Source organism: Pseudarthrobacter oxydans (assembly GCF_030812335.1).
Taxonomy (GTDB): Bacteria; Actinomycetota; Actinomycetes; order Actinomycetales; family Micrococcaceae; genus Arthrobacter; species Arthrobacter oxydans_B.
Map to the genome: position 1 here is coordinate 282,981 of NZ_JAUSSN010000006.1, position 17,706 is coordinate 300,686.

The window sequence follows — 17,706 nt, forward strand, 5'->3', positions numbered from 1 at the left end:
ACCGGCGGCGGGGGAGCGGAACTCCTCTCAGTGGATGAGCCTGTCGAAACCCCGGTTTCGACAGGCTCATCCCGTGGGGTGGGGAAGACATGTCCTCAGCTATCCACGCCTGTCCGCTCTCAACCGCCAGGCGCTGATCAGCAGCCAAACGGTCCAGACGACGGTGAGGATTATCCCGAACAGCGTCGGCACCGTGTTCGCTGCCGCGAATCCTTCGGCTCCGATGATCCACCCCTGCACCAGATAAGCCACCCCGGACAGCCCCATGAGGATGCCGATTGTTCGCGAGATCCGCCTCGTGGCCAGGATGACGACGCCGGAAATAATCAGGGCGCTGCCGAACAGGAAGCCGTGGTAGCTACGCATTCCCCACTCCAGCCAGCGGATTCCTTCCGCGCTGGCAAAGCGCATTGCCTTCTCCGGTTCTGCCGCGGAGGCCCAGGCATCCACGGCGTGCTTCAGTGCGACGCCGTCCACGGCCTGGAGTGCGCCATAGAGCGCAATGGAAACAGCCGCCGCCAGGGCGCCGAAACGGGCTGTCAGGGCCAGTGCACCCTGCTGCACATTCAGTGCGGCCAGCAGGGCAATCATTCCGCCGGCAAACAGGGCCATGCCGATGAATTGGCCCAGGTGCACGCCGGTCCAGATGTCACTCCTGGCATACTCGGTGAAGGAGGCAACATGGTCGTTTGCGCTGGCTGCATCGGCATGAAACAAGCCGGCCACCAGTGAAATCATCACGCCGCCGAAAATCATCGTCGCGGCAATCCGCAGAGTCACGCTGTCCACAGTCCGGGATCCGGATCCCTCGAGAGACACCGAACGCGTGGTCCCGCTATCTCCTGCCTGGACATCGTCCATGGTGGCCACCTTTGTTCGGTGCCAAGGGATTAAGCCGGGGTCAGGATTCCCAGAGGATCTCGTCGTCCACGACGCCGTCCTCGTCCGCCGACGCGACCAGGACCTCGTCGGTGAAGTGCTGGCCGAGCGTGAAGTCCAGAACGAAGTAGCGCTCCGGCTGGCCGGGGAAGATGCCCACGTGGCCGAGCTTGAGCGCCTTGAGGAAGACCGCGTCGGTGAGCTGGCTCTTGTCCTCGACGCCGAAGACCTTCCTCAGGTGTTCGTCCTTGATCGCGTTGCAGTGGAAGTGCCGGTACTCCTGCGGGCTGGTGCCGTCCTGCTCCAGTTCCTCGGCGATCATTTCCCGGACCTGGTCCACGAGCTCGGGCAGGAACCGCAGCCGGTAGTCAACTTTATGCATCGCCGCTTCATCGAAGTGGTCATGCGCGTTGACATTCAGGTCAAGCTCCACGGTCTGGCCCGCCAGTTCATGCTTGGCGGTGAAACTGTGGTCCCTTCCGTGGTTGAGTTCAACCTCTCCGAAGTGCTTGCTCGCTACCTTGTTCATACCTTCAACATAGTCCTCAAAACCGGCCCATTCCAGCATTCCCAAGGTTTTATCCGCCACCGGACCCGGCCGGCCGCCGGGGGCCGGTACATTAAGCGGATGCAAACTGTTGCCCCTGCCGTCGCCCGCGCCCGTGAACTCTTCGACAGCGGCGCCACCCGTCCGCTGGCCTGGCGGCTGGAGCAACTCGGCAGCCTGCGCCGGATGGTGGCCGAGCGCCGCACGGAATTTGCCGACGCGCTGGCCAGCGATCTGGGCAAGCACGCCACGGAATCCCTGCTGACCGAAATTGGCTTTGTCACCGCCGAAGCCGCGCACCTGGAGAAGAACCTCGAGGCCTGGCTGCGGCCCCGCCCCGTCGCCGTCCCACTCGCCGTCCAGCCCGCCAAGGCCTGGACCGAACTGACCCCGCTGGGGGTGGTGCTGGTGATCGGCCCGTGGAACTACCCGCTGCAGCTGCTGCTCGCCCCGCTGGCCGGCGCCCTCGCCGCCGGCAACACCGTAGTGCTCAAACCGAGCGAACACGCCCCCGCCACCTCGGCGGCCCTGGCCCGCTGGATCCCGGAATACCTTCCCGGCGCAGCGGAGGTGGTCCAGGGCGGCATCCCGGAAACCACCGCCCTGCTGGCGATGCGCTTTGACCACATCTTCTTTACCGGAGGGGAGGCCGCGGCCAAGGTGGTGCTGCGCGCCGCGGCGGAGCACCTGACCCCGGTGACCCTGGAACTGGGCGGCAAGTCGCCGGCCTACGTGGACTCCACCACCGACCTGGCGAAGGCGGCCAAGCGGCTCGCCTGGGGCCGGTTCATGAACGCCGGGCAGACCTGCGTGGCGCCGGACTACATCCTGGCCACCGAGGACGTGCTGGTTCCGCTGGAACGCGAACTGGTCACCGCGATCGGCGCGCTGTTCGGCACGGATTCCTCCCGCAGCGAGTCCTACGGCCGGATCGTCAACGACCGGCACTTCGCCCGGATCGCCGCCCTCGCCGACGGCAGCACCGTGGTCCACGGCGGCGAACGGGACGCCGCCAGCCGCCACTTCGCCCCGACCCTGCTGCGGCCCGCCCCCGGCGACACCGTCATGGGGGAGGAGATCTTCGGCCCGCTGCTGCCGCTGGTCCCGGTCGCCGGGCGGGACGAGGCCATCCGGATGATCAACGACGGCGCCAAGCCGCTGGCGCTGTACGTGTTCAGCAACGACGCCGACACCCGCCGGGCGTTCGCCGAACGGACCTCCTCGGGGGCACTGTGCTTCGACGTCCCGGCGGCGCACCTGATGGTTCCGGGGCTGCCCTTCGGCGGGGTCGGCGGCAGCGGCATGGGCGCCTACCACGGGGAGCATTCGCTCCGGACGTTCTCGCACGAGCGTTCCACTCTCGCCAAAACGTTCCGCCCGGACACCCTGGAGCTGATCTACCCGCCCTATACCAAGACCAAACACCGGATCATCAGCGCCCTCGCCGGGATGGGCACCGGGCTGCGCAGGCGGCTCCGCCGGCGCTGACCCGGCGTTGACCCGATGACTCAGGCCTGGCGCGGGACCGCCTGCTTCAGGGCCGGGGAGTTGAAGGTGTCGGCCAGCAGTTCAACGAAGAGCTGGACCTGGGCGGTCTGCTTCTCATTGATCAGCAGGGCAAAGACGTTGCGGGCCAGCCGGATCTCGGGAACGTCCAGCACCACCACCCCGGCCGGGCGGTGCAGCAGGGCCAGCTCGGGAACCAGCGCCGCGCCCAGCCCGGCCGCGGCCATCTCGAGGCTGGCATGGAAGTCGTCGCTGTAGGCCACGACCCGGGGGTGCAGGTTGCAGCTGGCGAAGAGCCGCTCGATCACTGTGGCGTCGGACGTGCCGGGGTGGTGCACAATCCACGGCATGTCGGAGAGGTGGTCGGCCGCGACCTTCGACTCCGTGCCGATGCCCCAGGCCGCCGGCAGCACCACCCGGAAGTCGTCGTCGCCGATCCACTGCCGCTTCACGGTGTGCGGCCACGCGAGGCCCGACTGCCCCACCTGGTAGACCAGGGCAACGTCGAGTTCGCCGCCGGTGCGCAGGCCTTGGATGGTCTGGGCGGGCTCGGCCACGGAGACGCGCAGGTCGATGCCGAGTTTCTTCCAGGCCGGGTTCGCCAGGATCCGCGGCAGCACAAAGGTCGCCAGACTGGGGAAGATGCCCAGCCGGAGCTCCTGCCGGGTGGTGTCCCCGGTGCGCGAGGCCGCCGCCATGAGCGCGTCGATGTCCGTGAGGACCTTGGCCGCGTGCCGGGTCATGACCAGGGCCGCCTCGGTGGGCTGGATGCTGCGGGCCGAGCGCTGGAACAGCTCGACGCCGGTGTCGCGTTCCAGGGCGGACATCTGCTGGGAAACGGCCGACGCGGTGTAGCCGAGCCGGGTGGCGGCCGCCGCGAACGATCCCAGCCGGGTCACTTCGACGAGGGTCCGCAGATGGACGGGGTTAATCAAAGGTCTGCCCTTCGCAGGTTCCGGTGAGGCGGGACCGCAATCCCGCTTCATTCTGGCACATTGGTTCGAAGTAAAAATGTGGAAAGTCGCACACATCCGTCGGCCCTCCGGCGACGAATTGTCCATAAGACGATTCACCCGGACGATCCAGGCAATCGATGTACCAGCCAACAGGAGCAGATCAGTGTCAGATGCAGCAGGGATTCCCGAGGGCCGGCGCGTAGCCGTGATTGGCAGCGGTGTGGCGGGACTGACCGCCGCCTACGTGCTGAACCGGCAGGACTCCGTGACCCTGTTCGAAGCCGACTCCAGGCTCGGCGGCCACGCCCACACCCACGACGTGCCGCAGGCCGGCGGCCCCGTGCTCGGGATCGACACCGGCTTCATCGTCCACAACGAACGGACCTATCCCACGCTGCTGCGGCTCTTCGCCGAACTGGGCATCGAAACCCAGGACTCGGAAATGAGCATGTCCGTCCGCTGCGACGGTTGCGGCCTGGAATACGCTGGCGCCCGGGCCAAGGGCCGCGGCATCCTTCCCCGGCCCGCCACGCTGCTGCGCGGACGCTACCTGCTGATGCTGCTTGAGGTGATGCGCTTTTACCGCAAGGCCCGCGCTCTGCTCTCCGAGGAGAACAGTCCAAGCGGGCCGGAGCTGACCCTGGGCGAGTTCCTGGCCCGGGAGAAGTTAAGCAGCTACTTCATCTCGCACTTCATGACCCCGATCGTCAGCGCCGTCTGGTCCTGCGACCCCACCACGGCCCTGGCCTATCCGGCCCGCTACCTCTTCACCTTCCTGGCCCACCACGGCCTGCTCGGCGTCTCGGGCTCCCCGCAGTGGCGCACCGTCACCGGCGGCTCGCGCAGCTACGTGGAGAAGGTTGCCGCCACGCTGCCGGAAATCCGCCTCTCCAGCCCGGTCACCGGAGTGCGCCGCCACGCGGACGGGGTGGTGCTGACCACCAGCACCGGTGCGGGAACACTGACCACGGAAACCTTCGACGCCGTCGTGATCGCCACCCACCCGGCCCAGGCACTGGGCATGCTCACCGACGCCTCGCCGGCCGAGCGGGCCGCGCTCGGCGGGATGCCGTACTCGGTCAACCACACCGTCTTCCACCGCGACGCCGCCGTGCTGCCGTCCAGCGACAACGCCAAGGCGTCCTGGAACTACCGGCTGCCCTCCTGCGACGCCCGCCCGGACAAGGTCCTGGTCAGCTACGACATGACCCGGCTCCAGCGGCTGGCGCCCGTGGACGGCGGGCGCTACATCGTCAGCCTGGGCGAATCCGAACTGATCGCGGACAACACCGTGATCGAGCGGATGGTCTACGAGCACCCGCAGTACACCCCCGACTCGCTCCGGGCCCAGCAGCGCATCCTCGCCCTGGGCGATGACCGGCTGGCCTTCGCCGGCGCGTACCACGGCTGGGGTTTCCACGAGGACGGCGCCCTCTCCGGGGTCCGGGCGGCGGCGCGGCTCGGACGCGAGTGGGACGACGCCGGCGTCGCGCTTGGTACGGTTTCCCTGGACCCGGACCTGCAGACCGTCCCCGCGGAGGGCTCATGAGCGCCTCAGCAGCCGTCTACCGCACCTCCATCGCGCATGTGCGGCGCACCCCGCTGAAGAACGCGTTCACCTACCGCAGTTACAGCTGGTATGTCGACGTTGACCGGCTGCCGGTGCTGCCCCGGCTGCTCCGGCCGCTCGCCGGGTTCCGCGTCGCGGACCACCTGGGCGACCCGGACGGCACGCTCCGCGGCAACGTCGAGGCGTTCCTGGCCACCCGGGGGATTGACCTCGACGGCGGCCGGATCACGATGCTCGCCAGCGCCCGGGTGTTCGGGCACGTGTTCAACCCGCTGAGCCTGTTCTGGTGCCACAACGCCGCCGGGGAGCTGCGCTGCGTCCTCGCCGAGGTCCACAACACCTACGGCGAACGGCACTGCTACCTCCTGGAGACGGACGACGCCGGCCGGGCCAGCGTCCCGAAAGCGTTCTACGTCTCACCGTTCAACGACGTCGCAGGCCAGTACCGGATGAAGCTTCCGGAACCCGGCGACCGGCTCGCCGTCTCGATCGTCCTGGAGCGCGAGGGGCAGCAGCCCTTCATCGCCAGCGTGGACGGCGAACGCCACGACGCCACCGCGCGGAACATCCTCGCCACGGCGCTCGCGGTCCCGCTGGCACCCCTGCGCGTCTCGGCACAGATCCGCTGGCAGGGAATCAAGCTTTGGGCACGCCGGCTGCCCCTCATCAAACGACCGCACCACCCTTCACAGGAGGCAGTTCAGTGACTATGACCGAAGCGACCGGATCCGGCGCTGCGCGCCGGGCCGACGAGGTCGCAGCCCCCTACACCGTCCCGCAGCCGCCCGCCGTGGTCGACGCCGGCATCTGGCCCAGCATCGCCGCCGTCCCCTCCGGCCTGAAGGTCGCCGTCGCCGGCCGGGTTGCCGAGGCCATCTTCAAAGCCGCGGTCCGCCGGCTGCCGCTGGAGGTCCGCTACCCGGACGGCACCGTCCTGGGCAAGCCGGCCACCCCCGGGCAGACGTACCCCGTTATGACCCTGAACCGTCCCGAGGCGTTCGCGGCCCGGCTCGGCGACGGCGGACTGATCGGCCTGGGGGAGTCGTTTATGGCTGGCGAGTGGGACGCCGACGACCTCACCGCCGTCATGGAGGTGTTCGCCGCCCGGGTGGGATCGCTGGTGCCCGAGCCGCTGCAGAAACTCCGCGCGCTCTACCTGCCGCGCCAGCCGCGGAAGGAACGCAACACCGAGCAGAACACCCGCTCCAACATCTCCCGGCACTATGACCTCTCGAACGAGCTGTTCGCCACGTTCCTGGACGACACCATGACTTACTCCAGCGCCATCTTCCCGGAATCCGGCGAGGCGCTGAAGGGCGTCGCCTGGAACGGCCTGGCCGCCGCGCAGCAGGCCAAGATCGACCGCCTGCTGGACAAGGCCGGCGTCGGGCGGGGCACCCGGGTGCTGGAAATCGGCACCGGCTGGGGCGAGCTCGCCCTCCGGGCCGCCCAGCGCGGCGCCACCGTCTACTCCGTCACCCTCTCCAGCGAGCAGCAGGAACTGGCCCGCAAGCGCGTCGCCAACGCCGGCTACACGGACGCCGTCACGATCGAGCTCAAGGACTACCGCGCGGTTGAGGGCGAGTACGACGCCGTTGTGTCCGTGGAGATGATCGAGGCCGTGGGCTTCGAGTACTGGGCCACGTACTTCCAGACGATCGAGCGGGTCCTGGCCCCCGGCGGGAAGGTCGCCATCCAGGCCATCACCATCGCGCACGACCGGCTGCTGGCCACCCGCTCCAGCTACACCTGGGTGCACAAGTACATCTTCCCGGGCGGCGTCATTCCCTCCGTGCGGGCCATCGAGGACATCACGGAGAAGCAGACCGGACTGCGCGTCCGCGAACGCCTCGCCATGGGGGAGCACTACGCCCAGACGCTGCGGCTCTGGGAGGAGCGCTTCATGGCCCGCTCCGCCGACGTCCAGGCACTGGGCTTCGACGAGATCTTCCAGCGCATGTGGCTGTTCTACCTCTGCTACTCCCGCGCGGGCTTCGAGACCGGCTACCTCGACGTGCAGCAGATCGTGCTCGACCGCCGGACAGCAGGCGAGGCGACCGGCGGATCCGCCGCATGACGGCGCCGCTCGCGGCCCTGATCGAGGAGGTCCTGCGGCCGCTGGCCGGCGGGGACCTCCCGGTCCGGCTCGTGGTGTGGGACGGCAGCGAGGCCGGCCCGGCCGGCGCCCCCGTGGTTAGGCTGAACTCGCCCGACGCCGTCCGGCGGCTGCTCTGGGCGCCCGGGGAACTCGGCGCCGCCCAGGCGTACGTCACCGGGGAGCTGGACGTCGACGGCGACCTCAACTCCGTCCTCGAGCACCTCTGGAAGGTGGTCCGGAACCGGGGCCTTTCCGGCGTCCGGCCCACGCCCGCGGTGCTGGCCGGGGCCGCACGGATTGCCCGCGCGGCCGGGGCGCTCGGGGGGCCGCCCCCGCCGCCGGCCAGCCAGGCCCGTGTCAAGGGCAGGCTGCACAGCCTGATCCGCGACCGCGCGGCGATTAGTCACCACTACGACCTCAGCAATGACTTCTATGCGCTGATCCTGGATCCGCAGATGGCCTACTCGAGCGGGTACTGGACGAACTCCTCAGCGAACTACGGGCTGGAGGACGCGCAGCGGGACAAACTGGACCTGGTCTGCCGCAAGATCGGCCTCAAACCGGGGATGCGGCTGCTGGATGTCGGCTGCGGCTGGGGATCGCTGAGCCTGCACGCCGCGCAGCACTATGGCGCCGAGGTGGTCGGCGTGACCTTGTCCGGGGAGCAGAAGGCGTTCATTGACGCCCGCATCCGCGAACGCGGCCTCGAAGGGCACGTGGACATCAGGATCCAGGACTACCGGGAAATACCCGACGGGCCGTTCGACGCCGTCGCCTCCCTGGAGATGGGCGAGCACGTCGGCCAGCGGAACTACCCCGTCTATGCCGCCGCGCTGTTCAGCAACGTCACGCCCGGCGGCCGGGTGCTGGTCCAGCAGATGTCCCGCCGCGGCAGGCACCCCGGGGGCGGGCCGTTCATTGAGTCCTTCATCGCCCCGGACATGCACATGCGTCCGGTGGGGGAGACGCTGGGCTTCCTGGAGGACGCCGGCCTGGAGATCGAGGCGGTGCAGGGCATGCGCCGGGACTACGTCCGGACCCTCGAGGCCTGGTACGCGAAATTCGAGGAGAACCACGCGGCCGCCGTCGCGATGATGGGCGAGGAGATCGCCCGGGTCTGGCGGCTCTACCTCGTGGGCGCGCTGCGCAGCTTCGCCGAGCACCGGATGGGCGTGGAGCAGATCCTCTGCAGCAGGCCGGAGGCCGGCGGGTAGGCAGCGTCAGGTGTCTCACAGCAGCAACTGTTAGGCGTCTCAGGCTCGAAGAAGGCGGGCACCCCCTGGGTGCCCGCCTTTCGCGTGTTTCCGGACACCACATCTAGTGCTTAACCGCACTCCGGACCCCCGGCGGGCGCCGCCGCGACACGCCGTCTTCCGCGCGACACGCAAGGGAGTTAATTGTGCAAAGGTACTCCACAGCCTGTGGATTTCGTCCGGTAAAACGGCGGAAACCCGGACATTTTGAGGCACCCCGCCTGTGGACTGGCGGTGCATTAAATGACATACTTGTAATACATCATCTTGGGGTCCACATCGGGCTCTTGCACTACATGTAGTATCGACATACAGTTCCAGCGGAGCAGCAGTGCTCGCCAGGCAAGGCCAGTATCGGATCAGGATTCCTGTCCCGGAGCGGCCCGCCCGGACCACTGGCACCAGAGACTCAGCTCAACAGCCGCAGCTCCAGAGCAGTAAACATTTCGCAGTACCAAAGACTTCAACAAAGGGGACAGGGACCATGACCGTAACGGTTTACACGAAGCCGGCCTGTGTTCAGTGCAACGCGACATACCGCGCGCTGGATAAGAAGGGCATCACCTACCAGAGCGTCGACATCTCGCAGGATGCGGATGCCCTCGAGCGCCTGAAGGCCCTCGGCTACATGCAGGCCCCGGTTGTCGTCACCGACCAGGACCACTGGTCCGGGTTCCGCCCCGACAAGATCGAAGAACTGGCGCAGGCCTACGCCGTCGCCGTGGCCTGAACCGCTTCGAACGAAAACACGTCAGATGAGGTGAGCAGCTCCATGGCACTGGCAACAGCCGCCACGACGCCGGCTACCGGCGCCGGGCCGGTGACGGCAGACGCCCGGACCACCGCCAGCCACCTCATCTACTTCTCCTCCTCCTCGGAGAACACCGCACGCTTCATCAGGAAGCTCGGCGTCGACGCGGCCCGGATCCCGCTCCATTCGCGGGAACCCGCGCTCGTGGCAACCGAACCCTACGTGCTGGTGCTTCCCACCTACGGCGGCACCGGGGGAGAGGGGTCAGTTCCGAAGCAGGTCATCCGCTTCCTGAACGATCCGCGCAACCGGCAGCAGCTCCGGGGCGTGATCGGGGCGGGCAACACGAATTTTGGGGACAACTACTGCATGGCCGGCGACATCATCGCCGCCAAATGCCAGGTCCCGCACCTATATCGATTCGAACTCATGGGGACGCCGGAAGACGTCAGCCGTGTACAACAAGGATTGGAAGAATTTTGGACACGACTGTCGCAAGAACAGAAGTAGCCGTCGAGAAGCACACCGTCCCCGGCGAGAAGCAGGCCATGCCGGCTGCCTTCCAGGGCCTGGGCTACCACGAGCTCAACGCCATGCTGAACCTGTACGGCCCGAACGGTGAGATCCAGTTCGAGGCGGACCGCGAGGCGGCGCACCAGTACTTCCTGCAGCACGTCAACAACAACACCGTGTTCTTCCACGACCTTGAGGAAAAGCTCGACTACCTCGTGAAGAACGAGTACTACGAGCGCGAGACCCTCGACCAGTACACGATGAACTTCATCCGCGAGCTCTACAACCGCGCGTACAAGAAGAAGTTCCGCTTCGAGACCTTCCTCGGCGCGTTCAAGTTCTACACCTCCTACACGCTGAAGACGTTCGACGGAAAGCGCTTCCTGGAGCGCTACGAGGACCGCGTCTGCATGGTGGCCCTGCACCTGGCCCGCGGCGACGAGCAGCTCGCGCTGCAGATGGTCGACGAAATCATCGAGGGCCGCTTCCAGCCGGCCACCCCGACCTTCCTCAACGCCGGCAAGCGCCAGCGCGGCGAGCTGGTCTCCTGCTTCCTGCTCCGCATCGAAGACAACATGGAGTCGATCGGCCGTTCCATCAACTCCGCCCTGCAGCTGTCCAAGCGCGGCGGCGGCGTGGCCTTCGCGCTGACCAACATCCGCGAGGTCGGCGCGCCGATCAAGCAGATCGAGAACCAGTCCTCCGGCGTCATCCCCGTGATGAAGCTCCTCGAGGACAGCTTCTCCTACGCCAACCAGCTCGGTGCCCGCCAGGGTGCCGGCGCGGTGTACCTGCACGCGCACCACCCGGACATCTACCGCTTCCTGGACACCAAGCGCGAGAACGCGGACGAGAAGATCCGCATCAAGACCCTCTCGCTCGGCGTCGTCATCCCGGACATCACCTTCGAGCTGGCCAAGAAGGACGAGGACATGTACCTGTTCTCGCCCTACGACGTCGAACGCGTCTACGGCATGCCGTTCTCCGACGTCTCGGTCACCGAGAAGTACTACGAGATGGTGGACGATTCCCGGATCAAGAAGACCAAGATCAAGGCACGCGAGTTCTTCCAGACCCTCGCCGAGATCCAGTTCGAATCCGGCTACCCGTACATCATGTTCGAGGACACCGTGAACCGGGAAAACCCGATTGACGGCAAGATCATCATGTCCAACCTGTGCTCCGAGATCCTCCAGGTCTCCCAGCCCACGACGTACCACGATGACCTGTCCTACGACCAGACCGGCAAGGACATCTCCTGCAACCTGGGCTCGCTGAACATCGCCAAGACCATGGACTCGCCGGACTTCGGCCTGACGATCGAGACGGCCATCCGCTCGCTCTCGGCCGTCTCGGACATGTCCAACATCACCTCGGTGCCCTCGATCGCCCGCGGCAACGACCAGAGCCACGCCATCGGCCTCGGCCAGATGAACCTGCACGGCTACCTGGCCCGCGAGCGGGTGCACTACGGCTCCGAAGAGGGCCTGGACTTCACCAACATCTACTTCTACTCGGTGGTGTACCACGCGGTCCGCGCCTCCAACCGGCTGGCCATCCAGACCGGCCAGACCTTCGGCGGTTTCGAGAAGTCCAAGTACGCCTCGGGCGAGTTCTTCGACAAGTACACGGACCGCGAATGGGTCCCGCAGACCGCCAAGGTCGCCGAGCTGTTCCAGAACATCCACATCCCCACCCAGGACGACTGGCGCGAGCTGAAGGCCTCGGTCATGGAGCACGGCATCTACAACCAGAACCTGCAGGCCGTCCCGCCGACGGGCTCGATCTCCTACATCAACAACTCCACCTCCTCGATCCACCCGGTGGCGTCCAAGATCGAGATCCGCAAGGAAGGCAAGCTGGGCCGCGTGTACTACCCGGCGCCGTACCTGACGAACGACAACCTGGAGTACTACCAGGACGCGTACGAGATCGGCTACGAGAAGGTCATCGACACGTACGCCGCCGCCACGCAGCACGTGGACCAGGGCCTGTCCCTGACGCTGTTCTTCAAGGACACCGCCACCACGCGCGACATCAACAAGGCCCAGATCTACGCCTGGAAGAAGGGCATCAAGACCATCTACTACATCCGTCTCCGCCAGCTCGCGCTGGAAGGGACTGAGGTGGACGGCTGCGTCAGCTGTATGTTGTAACCGATATCGGTTGATTTTGCTTGAGTACGACGGCGGGCGCCCGCCCGCCGTCGTACGCTTTAACTAAAGAACCAACCCAACTTTTAGGGGATGACATGACCGAGAAGGTCAAGCTGCTTAGCCACGTTGAAGCCATTAACTGGAACCGCATCCAGGACGACAAGGACGTGGATGTCTGGAACCGCCTGGTCAACAACTTCTGGCTGCCGGAGAAGATCCCGCTGTCCAACGACGTGCAGTCGTGGGCGACGCTGACCCCGGACGAGCAGCAGCTCACCATGCGCGTATTCACCGGACTGACGCTTCTGGACACCATCCAGGGCACCGTCGGCGCCGTCTCGCTGATTCCGGATGCGATCACCCCGCATGAAGAGGCTGTCTACACGAACATCGCCTTCATGGAGTCCGTGCACGCCAAGAGCTACTCCTCCATCTTCTCCACGCTGGCCTCCACCAAGGAGATCGACGAGGCATTCCGCTGGTCCACCGAGAACGTGAACCTGCAGAAGAAGGCCCAGATTGTCATGGACTACTACCAGGGCGACGATCCCCTGAAGCGCAAGGTGGCCTCCACGCTGCTGGAGAGCTTCCTCTTCTACTCGGGCTTCTACCTGCCGATGTACTGGTCCTCCCGGGCCAAGCTGACGAACACGGCCGACCTGATCCGCCTGATCATCCGCGACGAGGCCGTGCACGGTTACTACATCGGCTACAAGTTCCAGAAGGGCCTGGAGGGCCTGTCCGAGGAGCGCAAGCAGGAGATCAAGGACTACACGTTCGAGCTGCTCTTCGAGCTGTACGAGAACGAAGTCCAGTACACGCACGACCTCTACGACTCCGTCGGCCTGGCCGAGGACGTCAAGAAGTTCCTGCACTACAACGCCAACAAGGCGCTGATGAACCTCGGCTACGAGGCCATGTTCCCGGCCTCAGTCACCGACGTGAACCCGGCGATTCTGTCGGCCCTGTCGCCGAACGCGGACGAGAACCACGACTTCTTCTCGGGATCGGGTTCGAGCTATGTGATTGGCAAGGCTGTCAATACCGAGGACGACGACTGGGACTTCTAGTCCTTCCCTTGCACCCTTCCTGTCTTCCCTGGCGTCGTCGTCGTTGTGAGTGACATGTCGCCCGATAAGACGACTTGAAAGTCCTGCAGGTAGCTACCACTAAAGCGGGCCCTGCACGGTACATTGCGCAGGGCCCGCTTTGTAAGCCTCCCGGGATGCAACGGCCTCCGGCGCTCGATGCGGCACGCTTGCGGGCCGAGTGCCGGGGGGAAGCCATTGACCGGACGGCCAAGTTGAACGGTCTGGTGCTCAGTCCCGACTTCGCCAATGACGTGAGCACCACAGAGACCAGTTACCAGGGCATGGCTACACCGGAGTTGACCGTCCGCAGCCCCCTGCCGGTGCTCGGCCTGATCGGGCGGCTCAACAGTCTGGAGTGAAGGGCCATCCCGCCATCCGACCTTGACAACGGCTCCGATCAGGGGAGTGCGGTAGTCGCATTCACCTTTCTATCCTTGCTGCTGACGGTGCCGCTTGTCTCCTAAAGAGTGCGGGTGCCCCTTCGATCTCGTTTCTCGGGCGATCGGCGGCGGGCCGCCTTGCCGCGCTCCGCTCACTACTCCGGTTTGCAGGTCCGGTCCTCCGTCCTGGCAAAGCGTCCTGCAGGGTCCGGGAGCCTGGCGGAGCCGGACCGGGCCAGGGCGTCACTTGAGCTTCAGAATCGCTCGCGCGACGACCTGCGCCTCCAGATTGGATTGCATCTCCGTGACCGCTTCCCGGATCGCCTGTTCGGCGCTGGGTCCGTCACCGGCGCCGGCCAGCCCGCGGACGTATCCTGCCAGGTCCTCAACCTCGGTGTCGGTTATCTCTATCTTCACTTCATCGTTCCTCTCCGCGTCGGGATTGGGGCACCGAACCGATGCTAGCGCTTTGCCTTGGCTGCTCCAAGAGCTTTCTACGGACCCGATCGGGACGACTTCCGTCCCTTTGCCGGAAGGCCACCTCCGCCGAGAGCGGCCTGAATCAGGCGGGCAGCAGTCGCCGGACGGGCGCTGAAGGGGCGATCCCCGGCTCTGGAATTCGAGGGCCGGGCATGCGAGCCTAGTCCCATGGATAAAGCAGCCTTGGAAGAGGCCGTGCGCCTGGCCGCGGACACGGAACGCATGGCCGCGGCAGACTACCGCCGGGAAATCGCCGAGCTCGATGCCACCGGGGTGGACCAGCTCACACCCAAGGGCAGGGTCTGGGTCGTCGCGTATGACGACCTCAAGGCCGCCCAGGACGCATATGAGTATGACGTCGGTCCAAACGAATGACCCGGAGGTGTGGCCCTGCGGTTCTCGGACTGAATGGCTTTTGGAGACGGGAACAGCCGAGATCATCGAATCCAATCACTGACACAACACCATCTGGGGCGCCTGCACCTGCCCCCGCCACCAGGGCAAAGGCGAGAACCATCTCGGCCTCTCCCTCATGAAGCTGCGCGCTGAGATCGCAGCGTCTCGGCGCTAACACTCCACCTGCCACCGAAACAGCAAGAAAGCCCCGACCGGGTCACTTGGTCGGGGCTATTTGTCTCAACACACAGGACAGCACAGCTGTCCCGAGATTCTCTGTGAAGGAGCATCTTCGCAGAGCACGACCGCACAGCCTTGGCATCCGCGCCCGAGCAACGCTCGTAGGCCCCAGGAGCTCGAACCTGCGCAACGACCTACTGCATGGCCTCTGTGATCCCGGTACCGCCAACGGTGCCGCTGGAGTCTACATTTGGTGGTTGACCCTTTACCTCGTGTTGGTCCCGTTTTGGACGCGTTCAAGAAGACCGTCAGATGATGCCGGCGCAACGGGTAGCGAGGCTGCAACGGAGGCGTCCTGAACGGCTCACGCTGCAGGCAAACCGTGTGGGCCCGCAATGGGAAAGCTTGCGGGCTTTGGCCGTACCCTTAACCCTTTCTTGAGCCGACTGTTCAATCAACAGTTGATGCAGCCCCATGCTCGTCGTTGGGCACATCAGAATGCGCGGGAGGGAGCATCACATTTTTCGTGCGGGTCAATAGGGTCCCGCGCATGGGGCTAACCAGCCGATCCCCCCAACGACGAGCACGACGAGCGGCACTAGGGCGGCGACGATCTGCCACCACTCGGGGTCCCCGGCCTGGACGATGACGTCGATCGTGCTCCGTGAGGGTGCGTGATTCACGGGACCAGCACAAGCGCCAGCCTAGCCCCTGTCCGGCAACGCCGATCGTGAGGGCTGTTGGAGCCCGGCAGCACTCCCGCGGGGCGACTCAATGGTTCCCCCGGATGCGGTCTCCAGTAGCCGAGAGGTGTCCTTTCCCCTGCTTTGACATCCGGATCGCGTGCTGAGCGGTTCCCTCAACGAACAAGCCCGCCTCCCGCAAAAAGTGGGCTTGTTCTGTTTCTTCGGCCGGCACGGGAACCGACGCGGAATGGAGCCTGATGATCTCCCGGGCGCGACCGATGGAGCCTTCAGTTGCCACAGGTTCGGTTGGGCAACGCTCTCTACAGGTTGGCTAGTAACACGACTCCCTTATCCAGTCCTTGTCGCCCTTGCCCTTCGAATATGTGCAGTACCTGTGGGAATCCTTGTTCGGGTAGTTGCGGTTTTCGTGCAACCTGTTCGTTTCCGGGACATACCACCGGCTAATGACGTAGTAGTACATCTCGTCATTCGGGTTCCTCCGAGGTTGCTGCTCCTCGTGCTTCGCGACGAAAAACACCAGGTCAGACAATTCCTCGGGAGCAAGCTTTACATCGTCCGATTCGGATAGCTTCCAGGAGGCGATGAAATCCTTCAGCTGACTGCTGAGATCACGTTGATGCCCGGTTTGCTGTTGCTTGCTCATCGTAGGTCCCACACTTTCTCCGTTAGGTGGATTGGGGTGTACCCGCCGGGCCCGTGGCTGAGGGCCCGGGGAAGGGATATTACGCCCCCGTCCCTCCACTTTCCATACGCCAACGCTTGTCTGCGAGGGGGACGGGGCCTCGGCCGCCCGACATCTTCTGAAGGACTATTTCCCCCATCGATGACAGCCCTGGAAACGGTGACGGGATGTCCACGGCGCCTTCAGGGCAAGGTCTACGCATGTTCCGCGGCGAAGGCTTCCGCACGGAGTGACACAGGCGACATCCACACACTCTGCCCCTCCTGCGGCCGTGTGTACCGCAACTTCGACATCGAACACGAGAACGAGGCCCCGGTCGTCCTGACCGTGTATGTTGCCAAGGGCCCCATTGCGGACGCCATCAAGATCCACTGGCAGAACGCCTGAGCCCCGGGAAGCGGCCCTCGGCCGTCCGCGCACAGTGTCGGACCCGGACTCCGTACCCGCATTCCGGAGCGGAATTCTTCCGCGCCCGGAGTGGTTCCAGCAGTATGGCCCTTCCCCTGCCCCGGATTTCCATTCTCGACCGTGCCAACGCCCGGGACGGGTTTCCTGCTGCGGACGCCCTGAACCGGGTGCTGGAACGGGCCCAGCGGGCCGAGGAATGGGGTTACCACCGCTTCTGGGTCGCAGAGCACCACGCGGTGCCAGGCATAGCCGGTTCCGTTCCGGCCGTGCTGATGGCCGCCGTTGCTGCCCGGACGCACTCCATCCGGGTCGGTTCAGGAGGCATCATGCTTCCCAACCACCAACCACTCGTGGTGGCCGAACAGGCGACCACGCTGGAGGCTCTGCATCCCGCACGGATTGACTTGGGCGTTGGCCGGTCTGTGGGTTTCACCCCGGCAGTCCGGAATGCGCTGCGCGCCGGGAAACAGGACGCGGAGCGGTTTGAAGACCAGCTGGCCCAACTGCTTGCTTACCTGTCCGGAGCCGCGCCCATCACTGCCCGGCCGCGGAACGATTCAGCTACACCGGTATTCGTGCTGGCCACCGGTTCGGGAATCGATATTGCAGCCCGTGCCGGCCTGGCAGTGGTGCTGGGCGGGCCAGCCGTGTTCCGGACAGATCAGAACGGCACCCTCCCGGCGCTGGAAAGGTATCGCTCACAGTTCCGTCCATCACGCTGGTTCGAGCGGCCGTTCATCCTTGTTTCCGCCAACGTAGCAGTGGCCGCCACGCGCCAGGCGGCGAGGGAACTGCTTCTGCCCGAAGCCGTCGCGCTGGCCCGCTCCAGGACCACCGGCGAATTCGCTGCCTTGGCGCCCGTGGGTCCGACCGAGTGGGCCGGGCTGACTCTCCGGGAAAAGGAAGCGGTCGAAAGGAGCCTGTCCACATCGCTCTACGGCACGGCCTCCGAGGTGCGGACCCAAGTCCAACGCCTGATCGCGACCTCCGGAGCTAGCGAATTGCTGATCACAGGCGGAGCCTTCGACGCCGCGGCACAGGCGGAATCCGATCGGATCCTGGCCGGGCTCTTCCCCCAAGACGAGCGCGTGGATTCGCGGCATCCCATTGACGCCCACGTGACTTGACGCCACCTAGCGCCCTCCCAGCGCGA

Annotated in this window: 20 protein-coding genes; 14 read left to right on the plus strand and 6 right to left on the minus strand. The window is 65.7% G+C overall.

The window, feature by feature from the left end; all coding sequences use genetic code 11:
- Positions 1-99: 99 nt before the first annotated feature.
- A complete protein-coding gene (locus tag J2W14_RS12320; protein ID WP_307462761.1) occupies positions 100-780 on the minus strand; it encodes a DUF4386 family protein in 681 nt (226 codons plus the stop codon).
- A gap of 121 nt (positions 781-901) precedes the next feature.
- Positions 902-1,408 carry a DUF2004 domain-containing protein gene (locus J2W14_RS12325; protein WP_307462763.1) on the minus strand — a complete coding sequence of 169 codons (507 nt, stop codon included), beginning with the start codon at positions 1,406-1,408 and terminating at the stop codon, positions 902-904.
- A 99-nt stretch (positions 1,409-1,507) separates the two neighbouring features.
- Here J2W14_RS12325 and J2W14_RS12330 point away from each other — a divergent pair, with 99 nt between their 5' ends.
- On the plus strand, positions 1,508-2,914 hold the full coding sequence (locus J2W14_RS12330; RefSeq protein ID WP_307462767.1) for an aldehyde dehydrogenase family protein: 1,407 nt from the start codon (positions 1,508-1,510) through the stop codon (positions 2,912-2,914).
- A 20-nt stretch (positions 2,915-2,934) separates the two neighbouring features.
- On the opposite strand, the gene J2W14_RS12335 is transcribed toward J2W14_RS12330, so the two are convergent.
- Positions 2,935-3,867: a LysR family transcriptional regulator gene (locus tag J2W14_RS12335; protein WP_307462769.1), complete on the minus strand. Its 933-nt coding sequence runs from the start codon at positions 3,865-3,867 to the stop codon at positions 2,935-2,937.
- Positions 3,868-4,051: 184 nt separating this feature from the next.
- On the opposite strand from J2W14_RS12335, the gene J2W14_RS12340 reads away from it, so the two are divergent.
- From J2W14_RS12340 to J2W14_RS12380, 9 genes are all read left to right on the plus strand, one after another.
- Positions 4,052-5,437 carry an NAD(P)/FAD-dependent oxidoreductase gene (locus J2W14_RS12340; protein WP_307462770.1) on the plus strand — a complete coding sequence of 462 codons (1,386 nt, stop codon included), beginning with the start codon at positions 4,052-4,054 and terminating at the stop codon, positions 5,435-5,437.
- Positions 5,434-6,165, plus strand: a complete 732-nt coding sequence (locus J2W14_RS12345) for a DUF1365 domain-containing protein (RefSeq protein ID WP_307462772.1) — start codon at positions 5,434-5,436, stop codon at positions 6,163-6,165. Before J2W14_RS12340 ends, J2W14_RS12345 begins: the two co-directional genes overlap by 4 nt.
- Positions 6,162-7,535 carry a class I SAM-dependent methyltransferase gene (locus tag J2W14_RS12350; RefSeq protein ID WP_307462774.1) on the plus strand — a complete coding sequence of 458 codons (1,374 nt, stop codon included), beginning with the start codon at positions 6,162-6,164 and terminating at the stop codon, positions 7,533-7,535. The genes J2W14_RS12345 and J2W14_RS12350 overlap by 4 nt, the downstream gene beginning before the upstream one ends.
- Positions 7,532-8,770 (plus strand): SAM-dependent methyltransferase, encoded by a 1,239-nt coding sequence (locus J2W14_RS12355; RefSeq protein ID WP_307462775.1) that lies wholly within the window; start codon positions 7,532-7,534, stop codon positions 8,768-8,770. The genes J2W14_RS12350 and J2W14_RS12355 overlap by 4 nt, the downstream gene beginning before the upstream one ends.
- A 523-nt stretch (positions 8,771-9,293) precedes the next feature.
- Positions 9,294-9,539: a glutaredoxin-like protein NrdH gene (nrdH, locus tag J2W14_RS12360; protein WP_024368364.1), complete on the plus strand. Its 246-nt coding sequence runs from the start codon at positions 9,294-9,296 to the stop codon at positions 9,537-9,539.
- Positions 9,540-9,581: 42 nt separating this feature from the next.
- Positions 9,582-10,070 carry a class Ib ribonucleoside-diphosphate reductase assembly flavoprotein NrdI gene (gene nrdI / locus J2W14_RS12365; RefSeq protein WP_307462777.1) on the plus strand — a complete coding sequence of 163 codons (489 nt, stop codon included), beginning with the start codon at positions 9,582-9,584 and terminating at the stop codon, positions 10,068-10,070.
- Between the two features lie 38 nt (positions 10,071-10,108).
- A complete protein-coding gene (nrdE, locus tag J2W14_RS12370; protein ID WP_307462838.1) occupies positions 10,109-12,229 on the plus strand; it encodes a class 1b ribonucleoside-diphosphate reductase subunit alpha in 2,121 nt (706 codons plus the stop codon).
- 95 nt (positions 12,230-12,324) lie between these two features.
- Complete coding sequence (gene nrdF / locus J2W14_RS12375) at positions 12,325-13,299, plus strand: class 1b ribonucleoside-diphosphate reductase subunit beta (protein ID WP_024368367.1); 975 nt, start codon at positions 12,325-12,327, stop codon at positions 13,297-13,299.
- A 155-nt stretch (positions 13,300-13,454) separates the two neighbouring features.
- Positions 13,455-13,679, plus strand: a complete 225-nt coding sequence (locus J2W14_RS12380; protein ID WP_307462778.1) for a hypothetical protein — start codon at positions 13,455-13,457, stop codon at positions 13,677-13,679.
- A gap of 264 nt (positions 13,680-13,943) precedes the next feature.
- On the opposite strand, the gene J2W14_RS12385 is transcribed toward J2W14_RS12380, so the two are convergent.
- Complete coding sequence (locus tag J2W14_RS12385) at positions 13,944-14,117, minus strand: hypothetical protein (protein WP_307462779.1); 174 nt, start codon at positions 14,115-14,117, stop codon at positions 13,944-13,946.
- A gap of 231 nt (positions 14,118-14,348) precedes the next feature.
- On the opposite strand from J2W14_RS12385, the gene J2W14_RS12390 reads away from it, so the two are divergent.
- Both J2W14_RS12390 and J2W14_RS21230 read left to right on the plus strand, forming a co-directional pair.
- Positions 14,349-14,555, plus strand: a complete 207-nt coding sequence (locus tag J2W14_RS12390) for a hypothetical protein (RefSeq protein WP_111904418.1) — start codon at positions 14,349-14,351, stop codon at positions 14,553-14,555.
- 299 nt (positions 14,556-14,854) lie between these two features.
- Positions 14,855-15,115 carry a DUF4209 domain-containing protein gene (locus J2W14_RS21230; protein WP_370871284.1) on the plus strand — a complete coding sequence of 87 codons (261 nt, stop codon included), beginning with the start codon at positions 14,855-14,857 and terminating at the stop codon, positions 15,113-15,115.
- Positions 15,116-15,289: 174 nt separating this feature from the next.
- On the opposite strand, the gene J2W14_RS12395 is transcribed toward J2W14_RS21230, so the two are convergent.
- Together J2W14_RS12395 and J2W14_RS12400 are read right to left on the minus strand one after the other, a co-directional pair.
- The gene (locus J2W14_RS12395; protein WP_307462784.1) at positions 15,290-15,439 is read right to left on the minus strand and encodes a hypothetical protein; all 150 of its coding nucleotides are present in this window, start codon (positions 15,437-15,439) and stop codon (positions 15,290-15,292) included.
- A 334-nt stretch (positions 15,440-15,773) separates the two neighbouring features.
- Positions 15,774-16,106, minus strand: a complete 333-nt coding sequence (locus J2W14_RS12400) for a hypothetical protein (protein WP_307462786.1) — start codon at positions 16,104-16,106, stop codon at positions 15,774-15,776.
- Positions 16,107-16,286: 180 nt separating this feature from the next.
- On the opposite strand from J2W14_RS12400, the gene J2W14_RS12405 reads away from it, so the two are divergent.
- A complete protein-coding gene (locus J2W14_RS12405) occupies positions 16,287-16,532 on the plus strand; it encodes a hypothetical protein (protein WP_307462787.1) in 246 nt (81 codons plus the stop codon).
- A gap of 104 nt (positions 16,533-16,636) precedes the next feature.
- A complete protein-coding gene (locus tag J2W14_RS12410) occupies positions 16,637-17,680 on the plus strand; it encodes an MsnO8 family LLM class oxidoreductase (protein WP_307462789.1) in 1,044 nt (347 codons plus the stop codon).
- Positions 17,681-17,706: the final 26 nt, after the last annotated feature.